The sequence below is a fragment of the Serratia sp. JKS000199 genome, assembly GCF_900215455.1.
GTDB lineage: Bacteria > Pseudomonadota > Gammaproteobacteria > Enterobacterales > Enterobacteriaceae > Serratia > Serratia ureilytica.
Window position 1 is genome coordinate 2,106,612 of the sequence record NZ_LT907843.1, and the last position, 26,970, is coordinate 2,133,581.

General features: G+C 57.0%; 28 protein-coding genes. 14 read left to right on the forward strand and 14 right to left on the reverse strand.

Annotation, left to right across the window (positions count from 1 at the left end; all coding sequences use genetic code 11):
* Positions 1–6: 6 nt before the first annotated feature.
* A complete protein-coding gene (locus tag CPH57_RS10100) occupies positions 7–1,275 on the forward strand; it encodes a YeaH/YhbH family protein (protein ID WP_033643318.1) in 1,269 nt (422 codons plus the stop codon).
* A 328-nt stretch (positions 1,276–1,603) separates the two neighbouring features.
* Complete coding sequence (locus CPH57_RS10105; protein ID WP_033643319.1) at positions 1,604–1,834, forward strand: hypothetical protein; 231 nt, start codon at positions 1,604–1,606, stop codon at positions 1,832–1,834.
* Between the two features lie 174 nt (positions 1,835–2,008).
* Here CPH57_RS10105 and CPH57_RS10110 read toward each other — a convergent pair whose 3' ends face one another.
* Complete coding sequence (locus CPH57_RS10110) at positions 2,009–2,698, reverse strand: alpha/beta hydrolase (RefSeq protein WP_033643320.1); 690 nt, start codon at positions 2,696–2,698, stop codon at positions 2,009–2,011.
* An 874-nt stretch (positions 2,699–3,572) separates the two neighbouring features.
* Between CPH57_RS10110 and CPH57_RS10115 the strand changes: the two genes are divergently transcribed.
* Positions 3,573–3,749 (forward strand): GhoT/OrtT family toxin, encoded by a 177-nt coding sequence (locus CPH57_RS10115; protein ID WP_033634815.1) that lies wholly within the window; start codon positions 3,573–3,575, stop codon positions 3,747–3,749.
* 161 nt (positions 3,750–3,910) lie between these two features.
* On the opposite strand, the gene CPH57_RS10120 is transcribed toward CPH57_RS10115, so the two are convergent.
* Complete coding sequence (locus tag CPH57_RS10120; protein ID WP_096242315.1) at positions 3,911–4,207, reverse strand: hypothetical protein; 297 nt, start codon at positions 4,205–4,207, stop codon at positions 3,911–3,913.
* A gap of 225 nt (positions 4,208–4,432) precedes the next feature.
* Here CPH57_RS10120 and CPH57_RS10125 point away from each other — a divergent pair, with 225 nt between their 5' ends.
* The 3 genes from CPH57_RS10125 (at position 4,433) to CPH57_RS10140 (ending at position 7,053) form a co-directional block, all read left to right on the forward strand.
* Positions 4,433–4,915, forward strand: a complete 483-nt coding sequence (locus CPH57_RS10125; RefSeq protein WP_033643322.1) for a hypothetical protein — start codon at positions 4,433–4,435, stop codon at positions 4,913–4,915.
* 306 nt (positions 4,916–5,221) lie between these two features.
* On the forward strand, positions 5,222–5,782 hold the full coding sequence (locus tag CPH57_RS10135; protein ID WP_033643325.1) for a 3'-5' exonuclease: 561 nt from the start codon (positions 5,222–5,224) through the stop codon (positions 5,780–5,782).
* A gap of 77 nt (positions 5,783–5,859) precedes the next feature.
* The gene (locus tag CPH57_RS10140; protein ID WP_033643326.1) at positions 5,860–7,053 is read left to right on the forward strand and encodes a Bcr/CflA family efflux MFS transporter; all 1,194 of its coding nucleotides are present in this window, start codon (positions 5,860–5,862) and stop codon (positions 7,051–7,053) included.
* Positions 7,054–7,061: 8 nt separating this feature from the next.
* Here the strand turns inward: CPH57_RS10140 and dadX are convergent, their stop codons facing one another.
* Both dadX and CPH57_RS10150 read right to left on the reverse strand, forming a co-directional pair.
* Positions 7,062–8,135: a catabolic alanine racemase DadX gene (dadX, locus tag CPH57_RS10145; protein WP_033643327.1), complete on the reverse strand. Its 1,074-nt coding sequence runs from the start codon at positions 8,133–8,135 to the stop codon at positions 7,062–7,064.
* A gap of 76 nt (positions 8,136–8,211) precedes the next feature.
* Positions 8,212–9,516, reverse strand: a complete 1,305-nt coding sequence (locus CPH57_RS10150) for a D-amino acid dehydrogenase (RefSeq protein WP_046687235.1) — start codon at positions 9,514–9,516, stop codon at positions 8,212–8,214.
* A 534-nt stretch (positions 9,517–10,050) separates the two neighbouring features.
* Between CPH57_RS10150 and CPH57_RS10155 the strand changes: the two genes are divergently transcribed.
* Positions 10,051–10,368 (forward strand): antibiotic biosynthesis monooxygenase, encoded by a 318-nt coding sequence (locus tag CPH57_RS10155; RefSeq protein ID WP_046687236.1) that lies wholly within the window; start codon positions 10,051–10,053, stop codon positions 10,366–10,368.
* 46 nt (positions 10,369–10,414) lie between these two features.
* Here the strand turns inward: CPH57_RS10155 and zinT are convergent, their stop codons facing one another.
* A complete protein-coding gene (gene zinT / locus CPH57_RS10160) occupies positions 10,415–11,065 on the reverse strand; it encodes a metal-binding protein ZinT (protein WP_046687237.1) in 651 nt (216 codons plus the stop codon).
* Between the two features lie 298 nt (positions 11,066–11,363).
* Between zinT and CPH57_RS10165 the strand changes: the two genes are divergently transcribed.
* Entirely contained in the window at positions 11,364–12,899 is a 1,536-nt protein-coding gene (locus CPH57_RS10165; protein ID WP_033643331.1) for a SpoVR family protein, read from the forward strand.
* Positions 12,900–12,956: 57 nt separating this feature from the next.
* On the opposite strand, the gene fadR is transcribed toward CPH57_RS10165, so the two are convergent.
* Entirely contained in the window at positions 12,957–13,676 is a 720-nt protein-coding gene (fadR, locus tag CPH57_RS10170) for a fatty acid metabolism transcriptional regulator FadR (protein ID WP_033643333.1), read from the reverse strand.
* Positions 13,677–13,919: 243 nt separating this feature from the next.
* On the opposite strand from fadR, the gene nhaB reads away from it, so the two are divergent.
* From nhaB to CPH57_RS10185, 3 genes are all read left to right on the forward strand, one after another.
* Positions 13,920–15,485, forward strand: coding sequence for a sodium/proton antiporter NhaB (nhaB, locus tag CPH57_RS10175; protein ID WP_033643334.1), 1,566 nt, complete (start codon positions 13,920–13,922; stop codon positions 15,483–15,485).
* Positions 15,486–15,605: 120 nt separating this feature from the next.
* Positions 15,606–16,136: a disulfide bond formation protein DsbB gene (gene dsbB, locus CPH57_RS10180; RefSeq protein WP_033643335.1), complete on the forward strand. Its 531-nt coding sequence runs from the start codon at positions 15,606–15,608 to the stop codon at positions 16,134–16,136.
* A 649-nt stretch (positions 16,137–16,785) separates the two neighbouring features.
* Positions 16,786–17,547, forward strand: coding sequence for an aspartyl/asparaginyl beta-hydroxylase domain-containing protein (locus CPH57_RS10185; RefSeq protein ID WP_033643337.1), 762 nt, complete (start codon positions 16,786–16,788; stop codon positions 17,545–17,547).
* Between the two features lie 118 nt (positions 17,548–17,665).
* Here CPH57_RS10185 and CPH57_RS10190 read toward each other — a convergent pair whose 3' ends face one another.
* The 4 genes from CPH57_RS10190 to CPH57_RS10205 form a co-directional block, all read right to left on the reverse strand.
* Positions 17,666–18,112: a YcgN family cysteine cluster protein gene (locus CPH57_RS10190; protein WP_025159803.1), complete on the reverse strand. Its 447-nt coding sequence runs from the start codon at positions 18,110–18,112 to the stop codon at positions 17,666–17,668.
* A 122-nt stretch (positions 18,113–18,234) separates the two neighbouring features.
* A complete protein-coding gene (locus CPH57_RS10195) occupies positions 18,235–18,891 on the reverse strand; it encodes a fumarylacetoacetate hydrolase family protein (protein WP_033643338.1) in 657 nt (218 codons plus the stop codon).
* A gap of 58 nt (positions 18,892–18,949) precedes the next feature.
* On the reverse strand, positions 18,950–19,972 hold the full coding sequence (locus tag CPH57_RS10200) for a lytic transglycosylase domain-containing protein (RefSeq protein ID WP_046687238.1): 1,023 nt from the start codon (positions 19,970–19,972) through the stop codon (positions 18,950–18,952).
* A gap of 28 nt (positions 19,973–20,000) precedes the next feature.
* Positions 20,001–20,273 carry a YcgL domain-containing protein gene (locus CPH57_RS10205; RefSeq protein ID WP_033643340.1) on the reverse strand — a complete coding sequence of 91 codons (273 nt, stop codon included), beginning with the start codon at positions 20,271–20,273 and terminating at the stop codon, positions 20,001–20,003.
* 136 nt (positions 20,274–20,409) lie between these two features.
* On the opposite strand from CPH57_RS10205, the gene minC reads away from it, so the two are divergent.
* From minC to minE, 3 genes are read left to right on the forward strand one after another with little or no spacing between them, the layout of a single operon-like run.
* Entirely contained in the window at positions 20,410–21,105 is a 696-nt protein-coding gene (minC, locus tag CPH57_RS10210; RefSeq protein WP_033650952.1) for a septum site-determining protein MinC, read from the forward strand.
* 25 nt (positions 21,106–21,130) lie between these two features.
* Positions 21,131–21,943, forward strand: a complete 813-nt coding sequence (gene minD / locus CPH57_RS10215) for a septum site-determining protein MinD (RefSeq protein ID WP_004932300.1) — start codon at positions 21,131–21,133, stop codon at positions 21,941–21,943.
* Between the two features lie 3 nt (positions 21,944–21,946).
* Positions 21,947–22,216, forward strand: a complete 270-nt coding sequence (gene minE, locus CPH57_RS10220; protein ID WP_004932303.1) for a cell division topological specificity factor MinE — start codon at positions 21,947–21,949, stop codon at positions 22,214–22,216.
* 237 nt (positions 22,217–22,453) lie between these two features.
* On the opposite strand, the gene rnd is transcribed toward minE, so the two are convergent.
* From rnd to tsaB, 4 genes are all read right to left on the reverse strand, one after another.
* A complete protein-coding gene (gene rnd, locus CPH57_RS10225; protein ID WP_096242316.1) occupies positions 22,454–23,575 on the reverse strand; it encodes a ribonuclease D in 1,122 nt (373 codons plus the stop codon).
* 81 nt (positions 23,576–23,656) lie between these two features.
* Entirely contained in the window at positions 23,657–25,345 is a 1,689-nt protein-coding gene (gene fadD, locus CPH57_RS10230; RefSeq protein WP_033643344.1) for a long-chain-fatty-acid--CoA ligase FadD, read from the reverse strand.
* A gap of 209 nt (positions 25,346–25,554) precedes the next feature.
* Complete coding sequence (locus CPH57_RS10235; RefSeq protein WP_021503867.1) at positions 25,555–26,145, reverse strand: Slp family lipoprotein; 591 nt, start codon at positions 26,143–26,145, stop codon at positions 25,555–25,557.
* A 101-nt stretch (positions 26,146–26,246) separates the two neighbouring features.
* Positions 26,247–26,948, reverse strand: coding sequence for a tRNA (adenosine(37)-N6)-threonylcarbamoyltransferase complex dimerization subunit type 1 TsaB (tsaB, locus tag CPH57_RS10240; RefSeq protein WP_089194857.1), 702 nt, complete (start codon positions 26,946–26,948; stop codon positions 26,247–26,249).
* Positions 26,949–26,970: the final 22 nt, after the last annotated feature.

The window sequence follows — 26,970 nt, forward strand, 5'->3', positions numbered from 1 at the left end:
GGAAGTATGGCCTATTTCATTGACCGGCGGCTGAACGGCAAAAACAAGAGCACGGTGAACCGCCAGCGCTTCTTGCGCCGTTACAAGTCGCAAATCAAACAGTCGATTGCCGAAGCCATCAACAAGCGTTCGGTCACCGACGTAGACAGCGGGGAGTCAGTCTCTATCCCCACTGACGATATCAACGAACCGATGTTTCATCAGGGGCGCGGCGGCACGCGCCATCGCGTTCACCCGGGCAATGACCACTTCGTGCAGAACGATCGCGTCGAACGGCCTCAGGGCGGCGCAGGCGGTGGCGGCGGCCAGGGCAACGCCAGCCAGGACGGTGAAGGCCAGGATGAGTTCGTCTTCCAGATATCCAAAGACGAGTACCTCGATCTTTTGTTCGAGGATCTCGCCCTGCCCAACCTGAAAAAGAATCAGTACAAGCAGCTGACCGAGTTCAAAACCCACCGCGCCGGCTATACCGCTAACGGCGTGCCGGCCAACATCAGCGTCGTGCGTTCGCTGCAAAACTCGCTGGCGCGGCGTACCGCCATGACCGCCGGTAAAAGGCGCGCGTTGCACGAACTGGAAGACGCGCTGACCCAGTTGGAAAACACCGAGCCGGTGCAACTGCTGGAAGAAGAGCGGCTGCGCAAAGAGATTGCCGAACTGCGCAAGAAAATCGAAAGCGTGCCGTTTATCGACACCTTCGATCTGCGTTACAAAAACTACGAGCGTCGGCCGGAGCCCTCCAGCCAGGCGGTGATGTTCTGCCTGATGGACGTATCCGGTTCGATGGATCAGGCCACCAAAGACATGGCCAAACGTTTTTACATTCTGCTTTATCTGTTCCTGAGCCGAACCTACAAAAACGTCGAGGTGGTCTATATTCGCCATCACACCCAGGCGAAAGAGGTGGACGAGCAGGAGTTCTTCTATTCGCAGGAAACCGGCGGCACCATCGTCTCCAGCGCATTGAAACTGATGAACGACGTGGTCGAAGAGCGTTACGATCCGGCGCAATGGAATATCTACGCCGCGCAGGCGTCGGACGGAGACAACTGGGCCGACGATTCACCGCTGTGTCACGAGCTGTTGGCGAAGAAGATCCTGCCAATGGTGCGGTACTACAGCTACATCGAAATCACTCGCCGCGCTCACCAAACGCTGTGGCGCGAATACGAAGATCTGCAAGCGAAATTCGACAACTTCGCCATGCAGCATATCCGCGAACCGGACGATATCTATCCGGTATTCCGCGAACTGTTCCGCAAACAGACCGCGTGAATAATATCGCGGTAATCATAGCAGCCGGAGAACCCGTTTTCCGGCTGTTTCTTTTTCACCCTGATATATCCCTCACACATAAATTTTGACCTTCACCGGCAAAATAATAAGCCGCATTATCCCGAATGACGACCTCTATTATTATTTCTTCTGAGGTTATTCCTAAACCTTCACATCCTCCCTCATGCGTCTTGATGGGAATATTCCCATTCAGTTATCGTTAACACACGCATCGGGTTCCACCCTAAGCGAAATTTGACTCATTTTATTTTCTATGGCTTCTCAGCCCGCTTCGGCGGGCAATTTACCTGTCAGCAGGTTAGACACCATGATCGATTACACCCTCTATGGCCTCAACAAGAATGATGTTGATGAATACCATAAGCAAATCTGCTGCCTGCTCGGCAAAAGCGTGCTGCTGGTGCTCATCGCCAACAAACCGATCACCAAACAGAATCTGCTGGCCAGTCTTATTCAGGAAGTTGAACAACAGCACGACGAGTATTTTCAAAAATTGCATCGCGCGGCAATAGAAATGATCGGCGTTAACGGGCGCTAGATCGATATGCGCAAGGCGGAAATCTACGCCATTATTGCCGCCGTCGTGGTGTTGATTATGCTGTTAATAATGAACTCCGGCAGCGATATCAGCGCTTATCCCTAATGTGAAGCGCAGCACTCCTTTGCCGCAAGGTGCCTCTTTTTTGGCCCGAAGCGCGTTTCTGCCCGGGTTTTATTTTGAACCGGCCGCTTCGTCAATCAATCCCGCCACGTCATCGGCATGGGAAACCAGCGAGGCATGACTGGCCTTCAGCACCATGACTTTCTTAGCCTGCAGCCGCTGCGCCATACGCCGTTGGTTCTCCGGCGCTATCATGCGGTCGTCGCTGGAGAGTTGATACCACGACGGTTTATGTTTCCAGGCGGGCTCACCGAGGGGGTTGCCGAAGGTATCGGCCAATGGCGCCTTCTGCGTCGCCGCCATCACCAGAGCCTCGTCGGCGGTAAGATCCTGGCAAAAGCTTTCGTGAAACTTGTCGTTCTTGATCCACAGATAACCGTCGCTGTCAGGAATCAGATTCGCGACTGCCGCAGGAGGATGCGCTTGCGTAATGCCACCGGGGCTTTCACCGGCATCCGGCGCAAACGCGGCAATGTAGACCAGGCCGACCACGTTAGGCTGGTTGCCCATTTCCGTGATCACCGCGCCACCGTAAGAGTGCCCCACCAACAATACCGGTCCCGCTTGCTGCGCGACCATCTTGCGCGCCCGTTCCGCATCCTCAGCCAGTGAGGTCAGCGGCATTTCCACCGCATGAATCGCCGAATAGCCCCTGCGCGACAACTCGATAATCACCTTACTCCAGTGCGCGGCGCCGCCCCAGAATCCGTGCACCAGCACGATGGTTGGTTTTGTGCTCATTTGCCGACCTCTTCATCTCATTTGGAGGCGCTGTAGACAGATCAACAGCGGCCCTACAGGGACGCGCCTTGCAACCGGCGACGTCGCGCGATCTCCATTTATATAGTTATCACTGCGGCATTCGGCAATAGCTACGACGGGTTAAGGCGCTCGGTTTACAGGCGTCGTCATGACTTGCCGAGGCAGCGTACGCCGTGGCGGCAGTGCAAAAAACGGGATTAAAACTAGGATTTTTACCCATACCGATCTAAAATCCCACGCAAAAACAAAGACAAGTAAATTTGGTTCACTGGGAAAAGGAATGAAGTTGTGAAGGAAATGATCTCCATCGTATTGATGACATGCCTGCTGGCGCTGCTGTTTTCGTGGCTGTTCGTCTACGGTCTTAACATTCATTAAACCTACAGCAACACCAAACCCCCCTTCCTGGCTGACCGGCAGCGCATCCGGACGATGCGCTAAAAACCCCCTCTCCCCGCATGTTTCTATCCCATCATTCGCCCGCCGACAGCTAAAAAGCCCCCCAAAGCTCGCCGGCGCAACGCGATCTCGCCTTCGTCTGCTCGCCCACTAAAACATCAATAATATTTATGAGTTATAACCTCGTCGCGTTTCCGGACGTCTGAATGACTATTTTCCTTCTTCACACCGTTCCCGCCTGAAATCAGGCTGACAACCTTAAAATGTTACCGGTAACTATGTTGTTGATTTCTTTTCGTAATAAGCATAAAGCCGTTAATAACCTTACATTCTTTATAGAAATAAATTATGCATTCTTATGGATAAAGGCATGAATTAACGGCCTTCGGTCATTGATTATCGCCCGCCAAGCTCCTAAAATTCGCGCGTAAAAATACAACTGGGATCGAGTTTCATGTCGTCGCTGTGGGTTGCAACGCAATACTGTTATTTTATTGGTCTGTTAGTTTCAATGATTTTCACCTACCTGGTAAGCAGGGACACCGTCAAAATTCGTTGCATCAGCGCGCTGACCATCGGGTTAACCTGGCCGTTGAGTCTGCCGGTCGTCTTGCTGTTTTCGCTGTTCTAACGCCCTAACCGGCTGTGCCGCCACGGATGCTTTTAAACAGCCGCGCTAATGGAATGGGTCAGCCGACGACGCTGCCCCCTCACCGGCGAAACAAGTGACGATACGGCGCATTGTTAAATGAAAGGCCATTTCCCCGCGTAATGTTTTACTTGGGGGGTAGACTATTCGCCGCGCCGCGATCGCCAACGGCGGTACAGCCGCCCCAAGCCCCATACCATCAGCCATAGCAAAATATTCCCCCCCAACCAAAGCATCAGCAGGTAGAGGAAAGTCTGATAACCGGGTATGCCCCGATCGGCGAAGAACGGATTAAAGTGCAAGAATTTGACGATCGCGAAGGGATTAAGATTGAAACGGGTGAAGACGCAGGCGGTCAGCACAGGCGGCAACAGGATGTAAAACGCCAGGGTGAATATCAGCAGCAGCCTGGTGCCATGCGTGTTTTTATAATCTTTCATATCAGCGTATTGCTTGCTTCATCTCAGTGCGAGAATCGCCTGGCGATCGCTCGCCAATCGACCCTGCGGGCCAAAAATAGTTCCGCGCAAACGTAGGAATAAAGCCGGTTCAGCGTTTAATTCTCATTTAGCGCTCGGGTGATATATACCCTGTGGATTATAAATTACGATGCCGACGCGCCGCCTTCAACTGCAGCGTTTGCGTGGCGTCATCAGGAGGCCCTAATGAAACCGGACGCACTCTCCCTGCCGCCGAGCGCCAAAAAACTCAAAGTGATCTACGGCTGGTATATTTACGTGATCTATATCCTGCTGGTTTTCAACATTTACATGGCGGTCTACAACGTCTGCGTTCGGCATCCGATCGAAGCCCCGCTGCTATCGCTGTTTCACAGCCTGTTTCTCGCGCTGATGTTGCAACAGGTGCTCAAGAAAAACGTCGTTTTCGCCTGGATCTTGTTGGGCTATTTTATTCTGATGCGCCTGTATTACGCCAATGTGCTGCACATTGAGTTCACGTTGGTGAGCCGTGGCCTAGTGCTGCTGATTCTGACGCTGCTGCTGACCGGCACCGTGGCCGTCGGGCAGCTGGCCACGCCGCCACAGCGGCATGACTGGCTGGCTCGCCTAGGCTGGCGGCAATGGACGACGCTCGCGGCGCTGGCAGCGATCCTGACCCCGCTGATCACCACCGATTACCTCGGCTAAACGCGGTGCTATCTGGGGATATGGGGCTCTGAAATGTCTACGATGCGGCATATTTTGGTGTAGTTGCCTGCCTTCTCACAGATCTTGTCCGTGACGAACACGCTAAGGTAGCCCAGCAGCAGCAAGTAGCCAACCATGCACAAAATAAAGATAAGCGTTCTCACCGATAGCGACCAACCTGACAAGAGTATCTCCAGCATCATAACCTGAACGAGGCGCTTTAAAAGGATTTCATGTGCGCACTGGCCGCATCGTCGCACGTTCTGTAGTAACATTAAGCCACCACGCCAACCACCGGAAACGCCGATGCACCATCTGATGTTAGACATTGAAACCCTGGATATAAAACCCAGCGCCGTGATTTTGGTGGTCGCGGCGGTGTTTTTCGATCCCCGCACCGGGGAACTTGGCGCCGAATTCGAGGCCGCCGTCAGCAGCCAGAAAGATCAGCCGGGGCGAACCATAAGCCTGGACACGGTTGCCTGGTGGGCGAAACAATCCGATGAAGCGCGCAAGCTGGCCTTCGGCGGCACCGAGAGCCTCAAGCGCGTGCTGAGCAGTCTCAGCCGTTTTATCCATATGAACAGCACCGATACGGTAAAGGTCTGGGGTAACGGTAAAGAGTTCGACTGCGCGATCCTCGAACACGCCTTCCAGCAGTTGGAGATGCCCTGTCCGTGGAAATTCTGGGATACCCAGGATGTGCGCACGGTGATAACGCTGGCGGAACTGCACGGCTTTAACCCGAAAAAGACCCGTCCGTTCGAAGGCATGCCGCATCGCGCGTTGGATGACGCTCGCCATCAGGCCCGTTATGTGGCCGATACCGTCTCGGCGCTTTATCTCCGCCCGGGAGCGCAGCGCTGACCCGCTTTGCCCCTTTTCATTTGCCGCCAGAATCTCTACTCTAGCCCTCTTTGTCACTCGGACGTGCCTTTCCTGCTATGCAAAAGTTCCTGTTTCTGCTTCTCAGCCTGGTGCTGCTCGGCCCATTGGGCATCGATCTCTATCTGCCCACCATTCCCGCCATCGCCGCCGGCCTGGGCAGCAGTGAAGCGCTGATCCAATCCACCATTTCGCTGTTTATTCTGGTGCTCGGCCTCGGTCAAATCATCGCCGGTCCGTTGGTGGATAACTATGGCCGCAAACCGGTGGCGCTGGCCGGCATTATTCTCTACACGATCGGCGCGGCAATGGCGGCACTGGCCACCAGCCCGACGATCTTCATCGCGTCGCGCCTGTTGCAAGGGGTTGCGGTCTGTTGCACCGCCGTCGTCGCCTTCAGCGGCGTGCGCGATCGGCTGAATGGCGACGACGCCGCCCGCGCCTTCGGCTTTCTCAACGGCACGCTGAACATCATCCCGGCATTGGCGCCGCTGCTCGGCGGCCTGCTCGCCGAAGCCTTCGGCTGGCGCGCGCCCTTTTGGTTCCTGGCCAGTTACGCGCTGCTGGTGTTGGTGCTCATCGCGCTGCGCCTGCCGGAAACTCGCCCCGCCGACACCGTGCCGGTCAAAGGGCTGCCGGTGCGCCAATACGCGCGCATCCTCAGCGAACGGCGTTTCCTCTCTTTCGCGGTGGTGAACTCCGGGGCGATGGGCATGGCACTGACCTACGTTTCTCTGGCGCCTAACGTGCTGATGGGCACTGCGGGCCTGACTCCGCTGCAATTCTCGTTGGTGTTCGGCGCCAACGGCTTCTGGATCATGTTGGTCAGCTTCTTCGCTAACCGCATCATCCACAAAGTCGGCCGCCCGGTTTGTCTGGCGACCGGCGGCATTTTGATGGGGTTGGGCTGCCTGGGCCTGCTGCTGGGCGTCATGTGGCTTCCCGCGGCGGCGCAAGCGCACTGGCTGGCGTATATGCTGCCGGTCGCCAGCGCCTGCGCCGGGTTGGCGTTCGTGATGGGCCCGGCCACCAGCTATGCGCTGGAACCGTACTCCAATGAGGCCGGCGTCGCGTCCGCACTGGTCGGTTTCGTACAGATGGCCGGGGGCGCCGCGCTGGGGCTGCTGGCGATGGCGCTGCCGCTGCAACCGAAGCTGTCGCTGGCTTTGGTCATGCTGGCGGGCTGCCTGCTGGCGCTGCACGCGCGGCGGCTCAGCAAGCAGATTAAAGGACAGATCAGAAAAGTCGCCTGAGCCGCGGCTCAGGCTTCGGTAACGACCGGCACCCGTGCCGCCAACGCCGACAACAGTTCATAGCCTAACGTCCCTGCCGCCGTGGCCACCTCGTCCACCGGCAGGCGTTTTCCCCACAGCTCCACCTCGGCGCCCAGTTCAACGTGGGGACAGGGCGTCAAATCCACCGCCAGCATATCCATCGATACCGTTCCCAGGGTGCGTGTCAGCACGCCATCGACCCATACCGGCGTTCCGGTCGGCGCATGACGCGGATAGCCGTCGGCATAACCGCAGGCCACCACGCCGATACGCTGCGCGCCGGCGGCGCTGTAACGGCCACCGTAGCCCACGCGATCTCCAGACTTCAGCTGCTGAATGCCGATGATCTCGCTGCTCAGCGTCATCGCCGGCTGCAACCCCGTCGATGCGATATCGTTCCAGCATCCGCTCGGCGAAGCGCCATAGAGAATGATCCCAGGGCGCACCCAGCTGCCGTGGGTCGCAGGATGCCACAGCGTAGCGGCCGAGTTGGCCAGGCAACGCGGCAGCGGTACATCGGCCGCCGCCGCCTCGATGGTGGCCATCTGTTGAGTTACGCCTTCCGGCCCGTCGGCGGTGGCGAAGTGACTCATCAGCGTAAGCTCGGCAATATTGGCGACAGCCTGCGCCCTGCGCCACACCTCATGCAGGCGCTCGGGCGCAAACCCCAGCCGATTCATGCCGCTGTTCACTTTCAGATAGACATCAAGCGGCGCACTCAGCTTTGCGTCGGCGATCGCCGCCAGTTGCCAGTCGCTGTGCACCGCCGTCGTCAGGCGATAACGATCGAGCAAGGCCAGATCCTGTCGCTGGAAGAAGCCTTCCAACAACAGGATCGGCCCCTGCCAACCGGACTCGCGCAGCAACACCGCTTCGGCCAGATCCAGCATGGCGAAGCCGTCGGTGTGCGCCATGCTGCGCCAAACGTGTTTGATGCCGTGGCCATAGGCGTTGGCCTTGACCACCGCCCAGACTTTGGCGCCGGGGGCGAAACGGCGCACCACCTGCAGGTTGTTTTCAATTGCACCGAGATGCATCGTGGCGGTTATCGGACGGGGCATCGCTTCTCCTTGGGGCAGCGTACAGCGGCCACGCGCGCCTGCGCGTGGCCGAAAAAGTCTATGACAGCGTCGACGATTAACGTGCGGGATGCACGTCGTTCAGCGGAACCGCGTGTTGCTGGCGAAATCCGGCGCTGTAACGCGCCACCGCCAGGTCATCGGAAGGGATTGCCGGCGTAATGCCGGACATCAGATCGGACAACAACTGCCCGGAACCGCAGGCCATGGTCCAGCCGAGCGTGCCATGCCCGGTGTTGAGGTACAGGTTTTTCAACGAGGTGCGGCCGACGATCGGCGTGCCGTCCGGCGTCATCGGGCGCAAGCCGGTCCAGAACGTCGCCTCTTCCACTCTGCCGCCGTTCGGGTAGAGATCGCGCACCACCATCTCCAGCGTTTCTCGCCGCTTTTGCTCCAGCTGAGTATTGAAACCGACGATCTCCGCCATGCCGCCGACGCGAATGCGCTGGTCGAAGCGCGTGATGGCGATTTTATACGTCTCATCCAGTACCGTAGAGAATGGCGCCGCCGCCTCATCGACGATAGGGATCGTCAGCGAATAGCCCTTGAGCGGGTAAACCGGAATAGACACCAGGCCGCGCAGCAGCGCCGTGGAGTACGAACCGAACGCCACCACATAGCTATCGGCTTTGAACACTTCCTCGCCGCACTGTACGCCGGCGATCTTGTCCCCCTCCACCAACAGACGGTCTACGCTGCGGTTGAACAGGAAGGTCACGCCCGCCTGCTCAGCCATCTTCGCCAACTGTTGCGTAAACAGTTGGCAATCGCCGGTTTCGTCGTTCGGCAACTGCAGGCCGCCGGTCAGCTTGTGCGCCACCTGCGCCAGCGCAGGCTCAACGCTGCCGAGTTGGCCGGCCTCCAGCAATCGGTAAGGCACTCCGGCATCTTCCAATACCGCAATATCTTTCGCGGCGTTTTCGAACTGTTGTTGGGTGCGGAACAGCTGCAGCGTGCCGCCCTGACGGCCTTCGTACTGGATGCCGGTTTCCTGCCGCAGCGCCTTGATGCAGTCGCGGCTGTATTCCGCCAGGCGCACCATGCGGCCTTTGTTGGTCATGTAGTGTTCGGTGTTGCAGTTTTTCAGCATCTGCCACATCCAGTTCAGCTGGAAGCTGCTGCCGTCGAGACGGATCGCCAGCGGCGCATGGCGTTGGAACATCCACTTAATGGCCTTCAGCGGCACGCCCGGCGCCGCCCAGGGAGCGGCATAGCCCGGTGAAATCTGCCCGGCGTTCGCCGCGCTGGTTTCCAGTGCCGGGCCAGGCTGACGATCGATCACCGTCACCTCATGCCCAGCCTTCGCCAAATACCAGGCACTGGCTACGCCCACCACTCCACTACCTAAAATTACCACTCGCATCGCTGACTCCAGCCCAAGGCTTCACAAAGCACAATATTCTGCTAACAGGAAATTAACTCAGTGAAAAAATCCGTCCAACAACTTCGTCATCAAACGTGACAATATTCACAATTAATTTATCGTCGATGGCCCGCGCATTTGCAATAGCCGCCAGAAAATAGCGATAAGATACGGTTTAAGGGGGTTTATGGCGCGAGGTCACCCCTGATTCGCTAGCATTGCTATCATTGATGTCATGGAAAATTGGCGTGATAAGCAACATGGATTTAACAGAATATAAAAATATCAGCTAACCTATAAATAGAATAAAAAACCACAAAAACAAAAAATACCAAAACAACTGGCAAATAACGGCACCACCCGCTGCAGCAGAAAAATCGCGTAAATTTTCAGCCCTTAATAGCCTTATTTTTACTGTTGGAATAAAGCGGCGTTCACTGTGGCGCCATCTTGTTTTCGCTGCAGCACGATATGAACGTTCAAGCCCCCAGCCGCGCCCAGAGTTCATACTGTCGCTATTCAGGAGAACCTCGCATGTTCATCGCTCTCTATCAGTTCTCAGTCAAAACCGGACACGAACACGCTTTTCGCCAGGCCTGGCTTGAATTGACGCAGGGCATCTATCAGCAACGCGGCAGCCTGGGCTCGCGCCTGCATCGGGAGGTGAACGGCAAATATATCGGCTATGCGCAGTGGCCAAGCCGCTCGGCATGGGAAAACGCCGGTGATATTCAGCTGGATGAACGGTACCGAGCGGCTCGGGATCGCATGCGCGCCACTTTATTGGCGGATGAAACGCTATTTGAAATGGACGTCACGGACGATTACCTGCAAATCAGGCCGTTCGACTGACCACAAGCCCACGCGTGCGGGCTTGTGGTGGCAGAAGAGAGACGCATCAATGATGCAGCATCTCGTCCACGACTTCTTTGGTCTGCAGCTGGAATGGGTAGTAGGTCGGCCAGTTATCCATCTCTTTCAGCAACGCCTCCTGCGACGTGTTGCCCATAAAGATATGGAAATGCGCCGATTTGCGCGGCCCGATAATGTGATCGCTGAACTGTACGAATTTCGGTGCCTGGCTGTCGGCATCCTGGCACTCGAACAGATAACGCACGCCTTTCTTACCGGAGACATACGTCAGGATCTTATGCCCGGCGTACTTGTACTGACAGGCGCTGGATTGGTCGCCACGGTGAAATTCCATGACACCGTTCTCAATGCCAATGGTATCCACATCGGTGGCGTAACCTTGGCGGTAATACGCCTTCACCTCTGCGAAGGTTTTGCTCTTATCCTGCGCCGCTTTCTTCTTGAACACCGGGTCAAGATCCCCATTGATCAGATACGGATACACGGATTGCCATACGCCCTCCCAATCAGTCAGGTCGCGATCTTTGACGTCTTTATCGTCGAACACGCCTCCCTCCGCCTTTTTTTCCAATTCCGTCAGCGGCTTGCCATGTGAATGATGCCCGTGAGCCAACGTTTGCCCACTGATGAACAGCGCCGCCAGCGCCACTGCCAATTTGCCCAAATGCCTCGTCAAAACGCGCTCCTTGTCCGTTATTGAGAAAAATGAAAAGTTACAATATAACATAACAATTTTCAATCCCTGTCGCACAGCAGGCAATGTGTTGCACGCCCCTGCCGCAGGGCTATACTCGGAGAAGATGCGCGGTGTTGCACCGCCTTCTGCCGGGACGGGCGCCGGATCGACCGCCGTTCGCCCCTTTGCGTACCGGCATTTTTATTTCACTGATTTGCAATGGTTAATTATGACTTGAACTATGCTTGTTACAGGGTCTGCCGTTTGAGCAAGGCCCGTGAATAATGAGGGTGCGCTGATGACTACTTCAACACATGACAAGGTTAAGGATGATAAACGTCTGAGCGATGGACCGGACTGGACGTTCGAACTGCTGCAGGTGTATTTGGAGCAGATCGACCGCGTCGCCAAGCATTACCGGCTCGACACCTACCCCCATCAGATCGAGGTGATCACCTCAGAACAGATGATGGACGCCTATTCGAGCGTCGGCATGCCGATCAACTATACCCATTGGTCCTTCGGCAAAAAATTCATCGAAACCGAGCAGCGCTACAAACAGGGCCAGCAAGGGCTGGCGTATGAAATCGTCATCAACTCCAATCCCTGCATCGCCTACCTGATGGAGGAGAACACCATCACCATGCAGGCGCTGGTGATGGCGCACGCCTGCTATGGCCACAACTCGTTCTTCAAGAATAACTACCTGTTCCGCAGTTGGACCGACGCCAGCTCCATCGTCGATTACCTGCTGTTTGCTCGCCACTACATCAGCCAGTGCGAAGAACGCTACGGCGTCGAAGAAGTGGAACGGCTGCTGGACTCCTGCCATGCGCTGATGAACTACGGGGTCGACAGGTACAAACGCCCGCAAAAAATCTCTTTGGTGGAAGAAAAAGCGCGCCAGAAAAGCCGCGAAGAGTATCTGCAAAGCCAGGTGAATACGCTGTGGAAGACCCTGCCACGCGTCGAGCGCGAAGAGTCGCCTGAGCAGGCGCGCCGATATCCGAGCGAACCGCAGGAAAATATCCTCTATTTTATCGAGAAGAATGCGCCGCTGCTGGAACCGTGGCAGCGTGAGGTGCTGCGCATCGTGCGCAAAGTCAGCCAATATTTCTACCCGCAAAAACAGACCCAGGTAATGAACGAGGGGTGGGCGACCTTCTGGCACTACACCATCCTTAACCATCTTTACGACGAAGGCCGGGTGACCGAGCGGTTCATGCTGGAGTTTTTGCACAGCCACACCAACGTGGTTTATCAGCCGCCGTACAACAGCCCATACTATAACGGCATCAACCCCTACGCGCTGGGCTTCGCCATGTTCCAGGACATCAAGCGAATCTGCCAATCGCCGACCGAGGAAGATCGCTACTGGTTCCCGGACATCGCCGGTAAAGACTGGTTGGACACGTTGCACTTCGCCATGCGCGACTTTAAGGATGAGAGCTTTATCAGCCAGTTCCTGTCGCCCAAAGTGATGCGCGACTTCCGCTTGTTTACCGTGCTGGACGACGATCGCAACAACTACCTGGAAATTGCCGCGATCCATAACGAAGCGGGCTACCGGGCAATCCGCCAGGAGCTGTCGGCTCAATACAATCTGAGCAACCACGAGCCGAACATTCAGATCTGGAACGTAGACCTGCGCGGCGACCGTTCGCTGACGCTGCGCTACATCCCGCAGGAGCGCGCGCCGCTCGATAAGAGCCGCCGCGACGTGTTGAAGCACCTGCATCGCCTGTGGGGCTTCGACGTGATCCTCGAGCAGCAAAACGAAGACGGCAGCGTGGAATTGCTCGACCGCTGCCCGCCGCGGCCTACGCCGCTGTAACCGCCATAACGACAAAGGGCGCCAACACGGCGCCCTTATTATGTCATTCGCACGGCATCAGCGGCGCGCTTCGGTCAGATCGCTCGGCATGGTGCCCTGCATGCTCTGCCAAATCGCCCCGCTGTCTTTACCGTAGTTGCGCACGGTGTCCATCACCTGGTCGTACAGCTTCTCATGGCAAAGCGTAGACAGCTTGCTGTAGAAGGTCAGCGCCAGCTTGCGCGCTTCCGGGTTGGAGAAGTAGTAACGGCCCACGCGGGTGTACAGCCCTTTCAGGCCGTTGAAAATCAGGCCATAGATCGGGTTGCCGGAAGCGAACGCCAGACCACGGAAGATCTCATAGTCCAGGACATTGAAGGCATCCGCCTGATCTTCCACCTCGGCGGCTTTCGCCAGCACTTCCTGCGCCTGCTCAGGATGATTGCGCACCGCAGCGCGAATAAAGATCGACGCGATATTGGTACGCACGGACAGCAGGTTATCGATCAGCTGCGGGACGCTTTTGTGATCGAGACGAGCCACGGTCTCAAGGATATTGAGGCCGGACGTTTCCCAGAAATTGTTCACTTTGGTCGGTTTACCATGCTGTATGGTCAACCAGCCATCGCGGGCCAGACGTTGCAACACTTCACGTAACGTGGTGCGCGTGACGCCAATCAACTCCGAAAGCTCACGCTCCGCGGGCAAAATAGAGCCAGGGGGGAAGCGATTATTCCAAATACTCTCAATAATGTACTCTTCCGCGAAACCGGCAGGACTCTGCGCCTTTATGACCATGTGTTTGACGTTCCGTTGCGACGATAAAATCAGTAAAAGTAATCAGCTCATCATACCAGATCACACAGACATGACATAGCGTGAGCGAAAAACAATAAACGAAAGTGTGCATAAAGTGGCAAAAAACGCGCAAAAACACCGGCCCTGAGAAATTTGCCGCCGTAAAACAAGCTCCGGTTGCGCCCGCCCCCGCCGCGTTGTTAGGGTACGTGCTACGACTGATTTAAGGATGCATAAAGGACAATGGAAACAACCCTGCGCAGCGCCCTGCTCAAAAACTTCCTGGGGCAATCTCCCGACTGGTACAAACTGACCATTCTCATTTTCCTGGCGATCAACCCGCTGGTGTTCTTTTTCGCCAGCCCGTTTCTCGCGGGTTGGCTGTTGGTGATCGAGTTCATCTTTACCCTGGCGATGGCGTTGAAATGTTACCCGCTGCTGCCGGGCGGCCTGCTGGCGCTGGAGGCCGTGGCCATCGGCATGACCAGCCCGGCGCAGGTTTCGCAAGAAATCGAACACAATCTGGAAGTGCTGCTGCTGCTGGTCTTTATGGTGGCCGGCATCTACTTTATGAAGCAACTGCTGCTGTTCGTGTTCACCAAACTGCTGCTCAATATCCGCTCGAAAACGCTGCTGTCGCTGGCGTTCTGCCTGGCGGCCGCCTTCCTTTCCGCCTTCCTCGATGCGCTAACGGTCGTCGCGGTAGTGATCAGCGTCGCCACGGGGTTCTATTCCATCTATCACAATGTGACGTCGAACCGCTCCGACGGCGACATCGGCGATGACAGCGATTTCACCGGCGAAGAGCGCAAGCAGACGCTGGAGCAATTCCGCGCCTTTCTGCGCAGCCTGCTGATGCACGCCGGCGTCGGCACCGCGCTCGGCGGAGTCATGACCATGGTGGGCGAGCCACAGAACCTGATCATCGCCAAAAGCGCGGGCTGGGGCTTTATCGACTTCTTCCTGCGGATGGCGCCGGTCACTTTGCCGGTGCTGGCATGCGGCCTGCTGGTCTGCTGGCTGGTAGAGCGTTTTCGCCTGTTTGGCTACGGCACGCCACTGCCGGAAGCGGTGCGTGAGGTGCTGAAAGAGTATGATCGCAAGGCCACCGCAGGCCGCAGCAAGCAAGAAAGGCTCAAGCTGGTGATGCAGGCGCTGATCGGCGTTTGGCTGGTGCTGGCGCTGGCCTTCCACCTGGCGGAAGTTGGGCTGATCGGCCTGTCGGTCATCATTCTCGCCACATCGCTGTGCGGCGTGAACGACGAACACGCCATCGGCAAAGCGTTCCAAGAGGCGCTGCCGTTCACCGCCCTGCTGACGGTATTTTTCACCGTGGTGGCCGTGATCATTGAGCAACACCTGTTCAGCCCGGTGATCCAGTTTGTACTGCGCGCCGAGCCCGCTTCTCAGCTTTCGCTGTTCTACCTGTTCAACGGTCTGCTGTCGTCGGTTTCCGACAACGTATTCGTCGGCACGGTTTACATCAACGAAGCGCGCACCGCGCTGGAAACCGGCGCCATTGCGCTGAAACAGTTCGAACTGCTGGCGGTCGCCATCAATACCGGCACCAACCTGCCTTCGGTCGCGACCCCCAACGGCCAGGCGGCGTTCCTGTTCCTTTTGACGTCGGCCTTGGCGCCGCTGGTGCGTCTGTCGTATGGCCGCATGGTGTGGATGGCTCTGCCTTATACGATCGTATTGACCGTGGTCGGCCTGCTGTGCGTACAGTTCACGCTGGAGCCGGCGACCGAACTGTTGACACAGTGGCACTGGCTGACGCTGCCGCCTGTCGACGCCATCGGCCACTGATGCGGCGCCGGCAGGGTAAACCGACTATTTTTACGCTGAAACCGGCCCAGGTGGCTGGCAGCGAGGGGGAATTGGTTTACACTGCCGGTTCAATTGCTTACTGCATGGAAGAATCTAGATATGTTGCAATTCTTTAACCGCTGTTCACAAGGACGCGGCGCCTGGCTGCTGATGGCCCTGACAGCGTTGGTGTTGGAACTGGTCGCGCTCTATTTCCAGCACGTTATGCTGCTGCAGCCCTGCGTCATGTGCATTTACGAGCGTTGCGCGCTGTTCGGCATCCTCGGCGCCTCACTGGTGGGCGCCATCGCGCCGAAAACGCCGCTGCGCTATGTGGCGATCCTGCTGTGGATCTACAGCGCCTGGGAAGGCGTACAGCTGGCGTGGAAACACACCATGATCCAACTGCACCCCTCGCCGTTCAATACCTGCGATTTCTTCGTCAGCTTCCCGTCCTGGCTGCCGCTGGATAAATGGCTGCCTGCGGTGTTCCACGCTTCCGGTGACTGTTCCGTGCGTCAATGGCAGTTCCTGACGCTGGAAATGCCACAGTGGCTGGTGGGTATCTTCGGTGCCTATCTGCTGGTGGCGCTGATTGTGCTGATCGCGCAATTTGTTCGCCCACGCCGCCGCGATTTGTTCGGCCGCTGATAGGCCAACAAACAAAAAACGGCGCCTCAGGGCGCCGTTTTTTTAGGGTATTACTGTTGAATTCAGAGATAACCCCATTTCAGGTATGTGTAAGGAAGTAAACGAGCACGATCAGTGCCCCAGCTACGGCAAACAGACGGACCATTTTCATTGTTATGCTCTCGAACTTGCGGGAGAGCGGCCAAATTACCCAACTTATCGTTTAAAAAGAAGCATCCTGGCTCGATTAAGCGCGTAATTTACATAACATTAAACTTCTGCGTTGCCAGCGGGCCAACACATGCTGTGCAGGCACTTTCCTCACGGCCTGCGGGCATCAATAAATTACCGTTATTTATGAACGACTGCGTCTTTGTCACATTCAGAGCACAATATTTTGGTGAAGTTTGCCCATAAAATCCTTATAGTATCGGCAAAGTGAGTACTACCGATTTCCCTGGTGTTGTTGTGTGTCTTGCCCCTCATCTTTGCAGGGGCTTTTTTCCTTCTCCCCCAACCGTCAGTCCCCGCTGCCTTTAAATAAATCATTCAAATTTAACTCTGCGCGGTATCACTCATCGGCCAACGTTCGCGCACTAATGATTAAAATCGTCCGTGATTCTTTCCTTATGCTGAATGCAGTAGGCCAATGATATCAAGGACACGATTTATGCCGGATAGCACATTTCCCCCCACGTCTCAGCGCCCGTTCCTGCGGCGCATGCTGCTCAAAGCAGGGAAAAAATTCCTGCGCTGGAACGGCGAATTTCAGACTCGCCATTCGCTCATCTCCACCACGCCGCGGATCGGTAATCATGAATTTAATTGGGTGACGGCGCTGGAAGCCCGTTGGCCTGCCATTCGCCAGGAGTTGGATCGGTTACTGGAGCATCCGGAGGACATCCCCGCGTTCCACCAAATATCACCGGATCAGAAACGCATCTCCAAAGGGGATAATTGGAAAACCTTCGGGCTATTTGTCTACGGGCAGCGCGTTGATGAGAACTGCGCCATTTGTCCGCACACCGCACAGGCGGTCAGCGAGATCCCCGGCATGCGCACCGCCATGTTCTCGATTCTTAAGCCGCACTATCACATCGTCCCCCACAAAGGCCCGACTCGTGCCGTGGTGCGCGCGCATTTGGGATTGATCGTGCCAAAGGATCGGGAAAAGCTCTGGATCCGCGTCGACGATCAGATCCTGCACTGGGATGAAGGCAAGGTCATTTTGTTTGATGACTCTTATGAACACGAGGTGCGTAATGATACCGACGAACTGCGTGCGGTGCTGTTTCTCGATATCGACCGGCCGATGGACAAAGTGGGGACGGCGGTAAATAAACTGCTGTTCAGCCTGATTAAAGCCAGCCCTTACGTGAAGCAGCCGCTGAAAAATCTGGCCAACTGGCGCCGCCGCGACAAAAAGGAGTGAAGTGACGGCTTATGCCATAACCTCACGCCTGCCGGTTAGCGCAATTGCAGAGGGCGGCGTGTCCTGACACGCCGCCCTCTTGCATGAAAACGCGCCTTGCTGCGCAAGGGGGCCGGCGTTATCTGGCCCAGTCCGGCTTGTTGAGGATATGGTCCTGCCAGTCCACCACTTCGCTCTCGCGCACCGCGATATGCCGCACCGTGATGCGCTCACCGTGCATCGCCGCCTTGGAGCCGCTCAGCAACGGGTGCCAGGGGAACAGCGGCTTGCCTTCGCCGATCAGGCGATAGGCGCAGGTCGGCGGCAACCAATCGAAGGTGGTGAGGTTTTCGCGCGTCAATTTGATGCAGTCCTCTTCCAGCTCGAAGCGCCGCTCGTAGTTACGGCATTGGCAGGATTTGATGTTGAGCTGGTTGCAGGCTACGTTGGTAAAATAAATCTCGTCGGTATCTTCGTCGATCAGCTTATTCAAACAGCATTGCCCGCACCCGTCGCACAGCGATTCCCACTCTTGTTCTGACATTTCCGCCAGCGTTTTCTGTTGCCAAAAAGCGAGTTGTGACATGTTAGCGTCCGGTTTCGGTAAATGGATAACTCACCTGCGCACAGGTTCGAGGGGGGACTATATAGACATTTTAGCCGCGAGATGCAAGTTTTGCCGCCGACGATGCCGGCGGCGAACAGCGATCAGATCACCCGGGTGCTGAGCGCTTTACCGTTCAGACTGATTTTCAGCATGTCGCCGGAAGCCATCGGGCCTACGCCCTGCGGCGTGCCGGTCAGGATGATGTCGCCGGCGCGCAGCGTGAAGAAACGGCTCATGTAGCTGATTAGCGGCAGGATCGGCGTGATCATGTCACGCGTATTGCCCTGCTGGCGCAGTTGATCGTTGACCGTCAACGACAGCTCGGCGTTTTGCGGATCGCCGAATTCCGCCACCGGGATAAACCCCGACATCGGACAAGACCCGTCGAAGGCCTTGGCCTTCTCCCAGGGCTGACCGGCCTTTTTAAAACCGGCTTGCAGATCGCGCAGCGTCAGATCAAGCGCCACGCCGTAACCGGCAATCGCACGCGCCACGCGATCTTCGTTGGCCTGCTTCAACGGCGTGCCGATCAGTACCGCCAGCTCTACCTCATGATGCACCGCACCGAACTCTTTAGGGATGGCCACCGGCTGGCGGATATCGCATAACGCCGTCTCCGGTTTGATAAACACCACCGGCTCGACGGACACCGCACTGCCCATTTCCTTGATGTGATCGGCGTAGTTGCTGCCGACGCAGACCACCTTGTTCACCGGGAAATCGAGCAGCGAACCCTGCCAGTCTCTGTGTTGATACATACCGCTTCTCCCAAACTGTAGAGGCTTGGCGCGCCAAGCCGATTATTGGTGTGCCGGATCAATGCCCGATCGCGTCTGCCATCATACCCACGGCGATAGCGAAATAGTAAGAGCGATTCCAGTGCATCAGGGTGCGGAAATTATCATAGACCAGGAAGGTCCGCCCCTGCAGATCATCCGGCGCGATGATCCAGCCGCGCTGCACGGCGTGCGGCAACGCGCGGCCATCCGCACGGCGCACGCCGCGTTTCTGCCAGTCGTTGACGCTGCGCGCCTGCGCGTCTTTCAGGCCCAGTTCGGCTCGATTGAAGCCGGCGGGCAGTTTGACCTCGCGCCCCCAACCGATGCCGGGCTGCCAGCCCTCTTTGGACAGGTAGCTGGCCGTGGACGCGAAAACGTCGTCAATGTTATTCCAGATATCGATGCGCCCGTCACCGTCGCCGTCCGCCGCATAGCGCAGGAAGGAGCTTGGCATAAACTGACATTGCCCCATCGCGCCGGCCCAGGACCCTTTGAGCGACGTATCGCCAACGTGCCCCTGTTCGACTATCTGCAACGCCGCCAGCAGCTCCCGGCTGAAAAAGGCCTCGCGGCGCCCTTCGAACGCCAGCGTCGCCAGCGCGGACACCACGTCCTCCCGCCCCTGGATCTTGCCATAGGCGCTCTCCATGCCCCACAGCGCGATGATATAGCGCCCCGGCACCCGATAGCGTTCGCTGGCCCGCAGCCATTGCGCATGGCGCTGCCGGTACAGTTCGCGCCCCTGCCGCACCTTGGCGGGCGACATCACCCGCCGCAGGTAATCGTCCAACGTGATCTTCTGCTCCGGCTGATTGCGATCGGCCTTGATCACCCGATCGACGAAATGGATTTGCGCAAAGGCGCGGTCAAGGGTGGCCTGACTGATGCCCTGTTCCCGCGCCCGGCGCTTCAGTTGCTCGACATACGCCGGGAACTGCGCCGGATCGCGCCCGCTGGTCGCCAGCGTCGTCTCCTGCGCCGCCTGCGGTGCGCCCGGCATCATCGCACCGCCCAGCGCCAGCCAAACGGCCAACGCGGTACTTCTCGCCGAACGTGTCATCATGCCTCCCCTGACCGTGGCGGCGGTCTCAGGCCTTGTCGCCCGCCAAATGCTGATTGAGCAGGTTTTCCACCGGCGGCGGGAACTGCAGGTAATAACCTTCGTCTTTCAGCGCCTGCTTCACCTTTTCGATATCCGCCGAGGCCAATTTCTTGCGTTCATCGAGTGAAAGCATCATGGCGAATTGCGGTACGCCGAAACTTTTCATCAGCGCTTCCGGCACACGAGAGAAATCGTCTTTTTTTTCGACATAAAGATAAGTTTGATCGCGTTTCGGGCTTCTATAGATCACACAAAGCATTTTTTTAACTCTATTTAATTGAGGGAGCGTCTTGCCTGGATATAACTCTGACTATAACATGCTTATAGTACATCGGAATATCGCACCCCGAGTGGTATTCCGGGGATTTAAAGTTGCTGAGACTGAGTCAGGATAGATGTCACAATCGCCAATTGAGCTAAAAGGCAGCAGTTTTACCCTATCGGTTGTTCATTTGCATAATTCGCAGCCCGAGGTAATACGCCAGGCGTTACAGGAAAAAGTTGAGCAAGCGCCCGCTTTTCTGAAAAACGCCCCTGTTGTTATCAACGTCGCAACGCTGGATGGCGATGCGAACTGGAAAGAACTTCAACAGGCTGTCGCGGCGGCAGGTCTGCGCGTTGTGGGTATCAGCGGTTGCAGAGATGAGCGTCAAAAGCGCGCGATAGCCCGTGCCGGGCTGCCGCTGTTGAGCGAAGGCAGAGGCCAGAAAATGGCGGCGCCGGAGCCTGCACCTGCGCCCGTGGTGGCGGACAACGCCCCCGCCAAAACGCGTATCATCAGCACCCCTGTCCGTTCCGGCCAACAGATTTACGCCCGCAACTGCGATCTTATCGTGACCAGCAGCGTTAGCGCCGGCGCCGAACTGATTGCCGACGGCAACATTCATGTCTACGGCATGATGCGCGGTCGCGCGCTGGCAGGCGCGTCAGGCGACACGCAATGTCAGATTTTTTGCACCCACCTGGCGGCTGAGCTAGTCTCTATCGCAGGGCAGTACTGGTTGAGCGACCAAATCCCGTCCGATTACGTCGGGCAGGCCGTACGACTCAGCCTGTTGGATAACGCTTTAACCATACAACCTTTAAATTAAGCCCTTTTGACAAGGAATCCATTTCATGGCACGCATTATTGTTGTTACATCGGGTAAAGGGGGCGTTGGCAAGACCACTTCGAGCGCGGCCATCGCTACCGGCCTGGCCCAGAAAGGCAAGAAAACCGTCGTGATCGATTTCGATATCGGCCTGCGTAATCTTGACCTGATCATGGGCTGCGAACGTCGGGTAGTTTATGATTTCGTGAACGTGATTCAGGGCGACGCCACGCTGAATCAGGCGTTGATCAAAGACAAACGCACTGAAAACCTCTATATCCTGCCGGCTTCGCAGACACGCGACAAAGACGCGTTAACCCGTGAAGGCGTTGAAAAAGTCCTCAACGATCTCGGCGAGATGGATTTTGACTTCGTGGTCTGCGACTCACCGGCCGGTATCGAAACCGGTGCGCTGATGGCGCTGTATTTCGCCGACGAAGCTATCATCACCACCAACCCGGAAGTCTCTTCGGTACGCGACTCCGACCGTATCCTGGGCATCCTTTCCTCCAAATCGCGCCGCGCCGAGAAAGGCGAATCGCCTATCAAGGAACACCTGCTGCTGACCCGTTACAACCCGGGCCGCGTCAGCCGTGGCGACATGCTGAGCATGGAAGACGTGCTGGAAATCCTGCGCATTCCACTGGTGGGTGTGATCCCGGAAGACCAGTCCGTACTGCGTGCTTCCAACCAGGGTGAGCCTGTCATTCTGGATGCCGAGTCAGACGCCGGTAAGGCGTATGACGATACCGTTTGCCGCTTGTTGGGGGAAGAACGCCCATTCCGCTTCATTGAAGAAGAGAAGAAGGGTTTCCTGAAACGCCTTTTTGGGGGATAAACCATGGCCTTATTAGACTTCTTTCTGTCCCGCAAAAAACAGACAGCCAATATAGCCAAGGAACGGCTGCAGATTATCGTCGCAGAGCGTCGTCGCGGGGACAGTGAGCCCCCGTATCTGCCTGATTTGAAACGCGATATTCTGGCGGTTATTTGCAAATACATTCAGATCGATCCTGAAATGCTGCATGTGCAGTTCGAGCAGAAAGGGGACGATATTTCGGTACTTGAACTTAACGTGACATTACCGGAATCGGAAGAAGCAGCTAAATGATTGCGACGCATTAATTACCCCCTGTATATTTTATGCAGGGGGTAACTGTATGTGCATCCAGTTATTAAGCATTATCGGCAGCAAAAAATCGATTTTTCCCTTTGGGACAATTCCCAATTAACTTTGCCGCCACCTCGTTTAAAGTAAATTCTGGCCAGATTTACCTTCAACGCATTATTTCCTGCCTATATTCACCCGAGCAGAGTTTCCCTACCCTGCCCTGGTGATAACCAGCGATTAATAATCTTTCAGGATGTCCTGCAACGGCGCCATTAATAAATCGCCGCGCCAGCCGCTGATTAATTCAGGGCGACTCTCGCCGTCCTTCAGTTTCCAATGCCAGTTCAGCAATTGGTTAATTTGGCGACGGGATGCCAGCAGCTCGCTGCTCAACCCGCTTTGCTCGCTGACGCTGGCGATAGCGGCCTTGATGTCCTTAAACACCTTCTTGTAGCCCGGCTGATCGATAAGGTTAGCCAACGGCGCCGGCAACTCGGACTCCTCCAGCGCTTCGGCTTCGGCCACCAGCGCCAACAGCGTTTTGCCGTGATAACGGATCTCCGGCCCGCTCAGGCCCAGCGAATCCAGTTCTCCCAGCGAAGACGGCATAAAGCGCGCCACCTGCCACAGGTTCTCCTCGCGAACCACGAAGTTCACCGCCAGATCGCGCTCGCGCGCCTGGCGCAACCGCCATTCCGCCAACTTCTGCAGGCACCCCAGCTGACGCGGGCGCAACTGCCAGGCATTGCTGATTTCGCGATAGGCCACTTCCGGCGCCAGCGCCTCGCTACGGCGTTGGCACAGCAGCAAGCACTCGTTATTGGCCGCAGCGGTCCAGCCGGCCTCTTCGGTCTCCTGCACCAGCTGTTTGGCCATCGGCAGCAGGTAGAACACGTCGGCGGCCGCATACACGCACTGTCTTTCAGTCAGCGGGCGCGCCAGCCAGTCGGTGCGCGACTCGCTCTTGTCCAGTTCAACCTTCATGTACTCCGCCACCAGCGTCGCAAAGCCGCAGGAGAGCGGCCGACCGGTAAAGGCCGCCAAGATCTGAGTGTCGATCATCGGCGTCGGCAGCGTTTTAAAGGCGTTGAGAAACACTTCAAGATCTTCACTGCCGGCATGCAGAAACTTCACCACGGCGGTGTCGGCCAGCAGCTCGACAAACGGTTGCCAGTGCTTGATCGGCAGAGGATCGATAAGGGAGAGTTGTTCACCGTCGTAAAGCTGGATCAGGCCCAGCTGCGGATAGTAGGTACGCGTTCTGACAAACTCGGTGTCCAGCGCAACCTGGGCATGCTTTCTCGCCTGCTCGCAGACCTGCTGCAATCCGGCATCGGTAGTGATCAACTGATAATTCAAAACATCATTCTCTTGTAGGATTCAAACACAACAACGCCGGCATTCACCGGCGTTGTTGATAGGCTGACGCGAGAGCGAAACCTAGGCGGCATCGGCCGGCTTAGGCGCTTTTTGCTCATCGCGCAATTCTCGCCGCAAAATCTTGCCGACGTTCGACTTCGGCAGTTCATCGCGGAACTCAACAATTTTAGGCACTTTATACCCGGTCAGGTGGCGTCGGCAATGGGTCAACAGCTCTTCCTTGGTCAGCGAGGCGTCTTTCTTCACCACGCAGATCTTCACCGTTTCGCCGGAGGCCTCGCTGGGCACGCCGATTGCCGCACATTCCAGCACTTTCGGGTGCTGGCTGACCACATCTTCAATCTCGTTCGGATACACGTTGAAACCCGAGACCAGGATCATGTCTTTCTTGCGGTCGACGATGCGCACAAATCCCTGATCGTCCACGGTCACCACATCACCGGTCGCCAGCCAGCCGTCTTTCAGCACTTCGTCGGTGGCATCCGGGCGCTGCCAATAGCCTAACATAACTTGCGGCCCTTTGACCCACAGTTCGCCCGGCTCGCCCGGCGGCACGTCATGGCCGTTGTCGTCCACCAACCGAATGTCCGTCGACGGCACCGGCAGACCGATGCTGCCGCTGTAGTGTTTAAGATCGTAAGGGTTGCCGGCCACCAGCGGCGCGCACTCCGTCAGGCCGTAACCTTCCAGCAGGTGTTTGCCGGTGGTTTTCTCCCACTTCTCGGCCACCGATTTTTGCACCGACATGCCGCCGCCGACCGAGAAACGCAGCGTAGAGAAATCGAGCTTGTGGAAGTCTTCGTTGTTCAGCAACGCATTGAACAGCGTATTTACCCCGCTCATGGCGGTGAACGGGTATTTGCCCAATTCTTTCACCAGGCCCGGAATGTCACGCGGGTTGGTGATCAGCAAATTGCGCCCGCCCAGATCGATAAACAGCAGGCAGTTCACCGTCAGCGCGAAAATGTGATACAGCGGCAGCGCCGTCACCACCAGCTCCTGCCCTTCACGGAACAGCGGCGAATAGGCGGCCTTGGCCTGCTCAAGGTTGGCCTGCATGTTGCGGTGCGTCAGCATCGCCCCCTTCGCCACCCCGGTGGTGCCGCCGGTGTATTGCAGGAAAGCCAGATCGGCATTAATGATGTCCGGTTTTACATATTGCAAACGGCGGCCGCGCTGCAGCGCGCTGCGGAAGGAAATGGCGTCCGGCAGGTTGTATTTCGGCACCAGACGCTTAACGTATTTGACCACGAAGTTGACCAACGTGCCCTTGGCAGCCGACAGCTGATCGCCCATGCGCGTCAGGATCACGTGTTTGACCTGGGTGTTGAACACCACTTTTTCCAGCGTATGGGCAAAGTTGGAGACGATGACGATGGCACTGGCGCCGCTGTCGTTCAACTGGTGCTCCAGCTCGCGCGGGGTATACAGCGGGTTGACGTTGACCACCACCATGCCGGCACGCAGAATGCCGAACAGGGCAATGGGGTATTGCAACAGGTTAGGCATCATCAGCGCGACGCGGTCGCCCTTCTTCAGGCCCAGCTCATTTTGCAGGTAAGCCGCGAAAGCCCGGCTGCGTTCTTCCAGTTTGCGGAAGGTCATCACCTCGCCCATATTGATAAAGGCGGGCTGATCGGCATAGCGCTGCACGGCATGCTCAAACATTTCGATCAACGACGAATAGCGATCGGCATCAATCTCTGCGGGCACATCTGCCGGATACCGTTTTAACCAGACCTTATCCAAGGTATTACTCCTGAAATCATTACTAATTATCATCGCAGCCCTCAAACTCGCAGCCTAACCATAACAATATTTTAACTCAGCAGACCAGTTCGGGTTTTAAACATTACTCAGGTTGCGATGTACGTCACTAATTGTCGGATATTCCTTATCCCAAAAAACAAAAGGGCGGCCTGAGCCGCCCTGTCAAATTTGTTCACATCAAGCGTATGTTACTCGGTTACGATGGTTTGCACCTGTGCCGGGCCGGGGTTGTACCAGCCATAGCCGGCGCCCCAGCCGGGTCCCCACGGGCCACCGCGCCAGCCCCAAGGGCCCATCGGCGCAGGCGGCATCACCACCTGCTGTACCAGATGCCAGCGCTTGAAACCGGTCACGTTCATCGTTACGAAGCGATATGGCGTCATGCCGATCCGCCCCTCTTTCAGGCCGGTGATAGGGCCGACGACGGTCACCAGTTGGCCTTTGAAATCGACCGGTTCGAGGAAGCCGTTCACCGTGGCCAGCAAGCGGCCGTTCGACGGTTCACCCAGTATCGGCCGCGCACCGCTGTCGAGCGGCACCGCCGCGATCTCCAGCAGCGTGCGCCCTTGTTCGTTGGCGACGTTCACCACGGTGCCGCCAAAGCGGGCTTCCGCGCCGGTAAACAGGTTCGGTGCATTTTGTACCGAGGAAAGCTGAGTCACCGGCGAAGGACTGGAGCCTTTGATCGCATCCGGTACGGTGACGCACCCGGTCAGAACCAGCGCGCCGCAGGCGACGGCCAGCAGCGACAGCTTTTTACTTGCAGTGCGGATTAACATGGTCGCAATCTCCTGAAATGCCTGTAACTTTGACCGCGTTTCAGCGCTCAAGTTGCAGGCCTTCATCGCCCGGCATCAACATCAGCACAATAACGCCGCGATTACTCGCGGCCCGGCAGTTTTTTCCAGGTCACTTCATTGCGCAGGTAGGTCGGCTCGGCGTTTTCCACCGCCACCGCCAGCCCCTGTTGCCAGGCGTGCAGCGCCAGCGGCAGCATGTCTTCCGCCTGCGGCAACAGCATCTGGCCGTCGCGCACGCTCAGCGTGGAACCGTTGACCAGATCGGGGTAGGTTTGCCAGCCGGTGCCGACGTGGGCCCATTCGCCCTGCAGGCGCTGTGCGCGCTCGAACGCCTGCGCCGGCGACAGCACCGCCTCGCCTTCGCTTTCCAACCAACGGCCGTCGGCCTGACGTTCGAACTGCCCCCAGTAGACCTCGCCCATGCGCGCATCGATCGCCGCCAGCACACGCTCCGCGCCGCTGACGCGCCAGGCGCCCTGCGCCATGGTTTGCAGCGTAGAAACGCCGATCATCGGCAGATCGGCGCCCAGCGCCAGGCCCTGAGCGATGCCGATGCCGATGCGCACCCCGGTAAAACTGCCGGGGCCGCGGCCGAAGGCCAGCGCATCGAGCTGGTTGAGCGCCAGGCCGGATTCCGCCAGCACCTGCTGCACCATAGGTAAAATACGTTGCGTATGCTCGCGTGGGCACAGCTCAAACAGGGCGTGGATTTCGCCTTGATTCCAGACGGCGACGGAACAGGCTTCCGTCGCGGTATCGATCGCTAAAATTCGCGTGGACATGCCAACCTCTGGCGGGAATAAA

Bases quoted from the DNA above. Each gene is read 5' to 3' on its own strand.
- fadR (WP_033643333.1), bottom strand. From the start codon at position 13,676: ATGGTCATAAAGGCGCAGAGTCCTGCCGGTTTCGCGGAAGAGTACATT.
- CPH57_RS10125 (WP_033643322.1), top strand. From the start codon at position 4,433: ATGAAACCGGACGCACTCTCCCTGCCGCCGAGCGCCAAAAAACTCAAA.
- CPH57_RS10135 (WP_033643325.1), top strand. From the start codon at position 5,222: ATGCACCATCTGATGTTAGACATTGAAACCCTGGATATAAAACCCAGC.
- CPH57_RS10155 (WP_046687236.1), top strand. From the start codon at position 10,051: ATGTTCATCGCTCTCTATCAGTTCTCAGTCAAAACCGGACACGAACAC.
- CPH57_RS10110 (WP_033643320.1), bottom strand. From the start codon at position 2,698: ATGAGCACAAAACCAACCATCGTGCTGGTGCACGGATTCTGGGGCGGC.
- minC (WP_033650952.1), top strand. From the start codon at position 20,410: ATGTCACAATCGCCAATTGAGCTAAAAGGCAGCAGTTTTACCCTATCG.
- CPH57_RS10115 (WP_033634815.1), top strand. From the start codon at position 3,573: ATGTCGTCGCTGTGGGTTGCAACGCAATACTGTTATTTTATTGGTCTG.
- CPH57_RS10120 (WP_096242315.1), bottom strand. From the start codon at position 4,207: ATGAAAGATTATAAAAACACGCATGGCACCAGGCTGCTGCTGATATTC.
- CPH57_RS10140 (WP_033643326.1), top strand. From the start codon at position 5,860: ATGCAAAAGTTCCTGTTTCTGCTTCTCAGCCTGGTGCTGCTCGGCCCA.
- CPH57_RS10185 (WP_033643337.1), top strand. From the start codon at position 16,786: ATGCCGGATAGCACATTTCCCCCCACGTCTCAGCGCCCGTTCCTGCGG.
- CPH57_RS10165 (WP_033643331.1), top strand. From the start codon at position 11,364: ATGACTACTTCAACACATGACAAGGTTAAGGATGATAAACGTCTGAGC.
- CPH57_RS10150 (WP_046687235.1), bottom strand. From the start codon at position 9,516: ATGCGAGTGGTAATTTTAGGTAGTGGAGTGGTGGGCGTAGCCAGTGCC.
- CPH57_RS10200 (WP_046687238.1), bottom strand. From the start codon at position 19,972: ATGACACGTTCGGCGAGAAGTACCGCGTTGGCCGTTTGGCTGGCGCTG.
- minE (WP_004932303.1), top strand. From the start codon at position 21,947: ATGGCCTTATTAGACTTCTTTCTGTCCCGCAAAAAACAGACAGCCAAT.
- CPH57_RS10105 (WP_033643319.1), top strand. From the start codon at position 1,604: ATGATCGATTACACCCTCTATGGCCTCAACAAGAATGATGTTGATGAA.
- CPH57_RS10205 (WP_033643340.1), bottom strand. From the start codon at position 20,273: ATGCTTTGTGTGATCTATAGAAGCCCGAAACGCGATCAAACTTATCTT.
- nhaB (WP_033643334.1), top strand. From the start codon at position 13,920: ATGGAAACAACCCTGCGCAGCGCCCTGCTCAAAAACTTCCTGGGGCAA.
- CPH57_RS10190 (WP_025159803.1), bottom strand. From the start codon at position 18,112: ATGTCACAACTCGCTTTTTGGCAACAGAAAACGCTGGCGGAAATGTCA.
- dsbB (WP_033643335.1), top strand. From the start codon at position 15,606: ATGTTGCAATTCTTTAACCGCTGTTCACAAGGACGCGGCGCCTGGCTG.
- CPH57_RS10235 (WP_021503867.1), bottom strand. From the start codon at position 26,145: ATGTTAATCCGCACTGCAAGTAAAAAGCTGTCGCTGCTGGCCGTCGCC.
- CPH57_RS10100 (WP_033643318.1), top strand. From the start codon at position 7: ATGGCCTATTTCATTGACCGGCGGCTGAACGGCAAAAACAAGAGCACG.
- dadX (WP_033643327.1), bottom strand. From the start codon at position 8,135: ATGCCCCGTCCGATAACCGCCACGATGCATCTCGGTGCAATTGAAAAC.
- minD (WP_004932300.1), top strand. From the start codon at position 21,131: ATGGCACGCATTATTGTTGTTACATCGGGTAAAGGGGGCGTTGGCAAG.
- CPH57_RS10195 (WP_033643338.1), bottom strand. From the start codon at position 18,891: ATGTATCAACACAGAGACTGGCAGGGTTCGCTGCTCGATTTCCCGGTG.
- tsaB (WP_089194857.1), bottom strand. From the start codon at position 26,948: ATGTCCACGCGAATTTTAGCGATCGATACCGCGACGGAAGCCTGTTCC.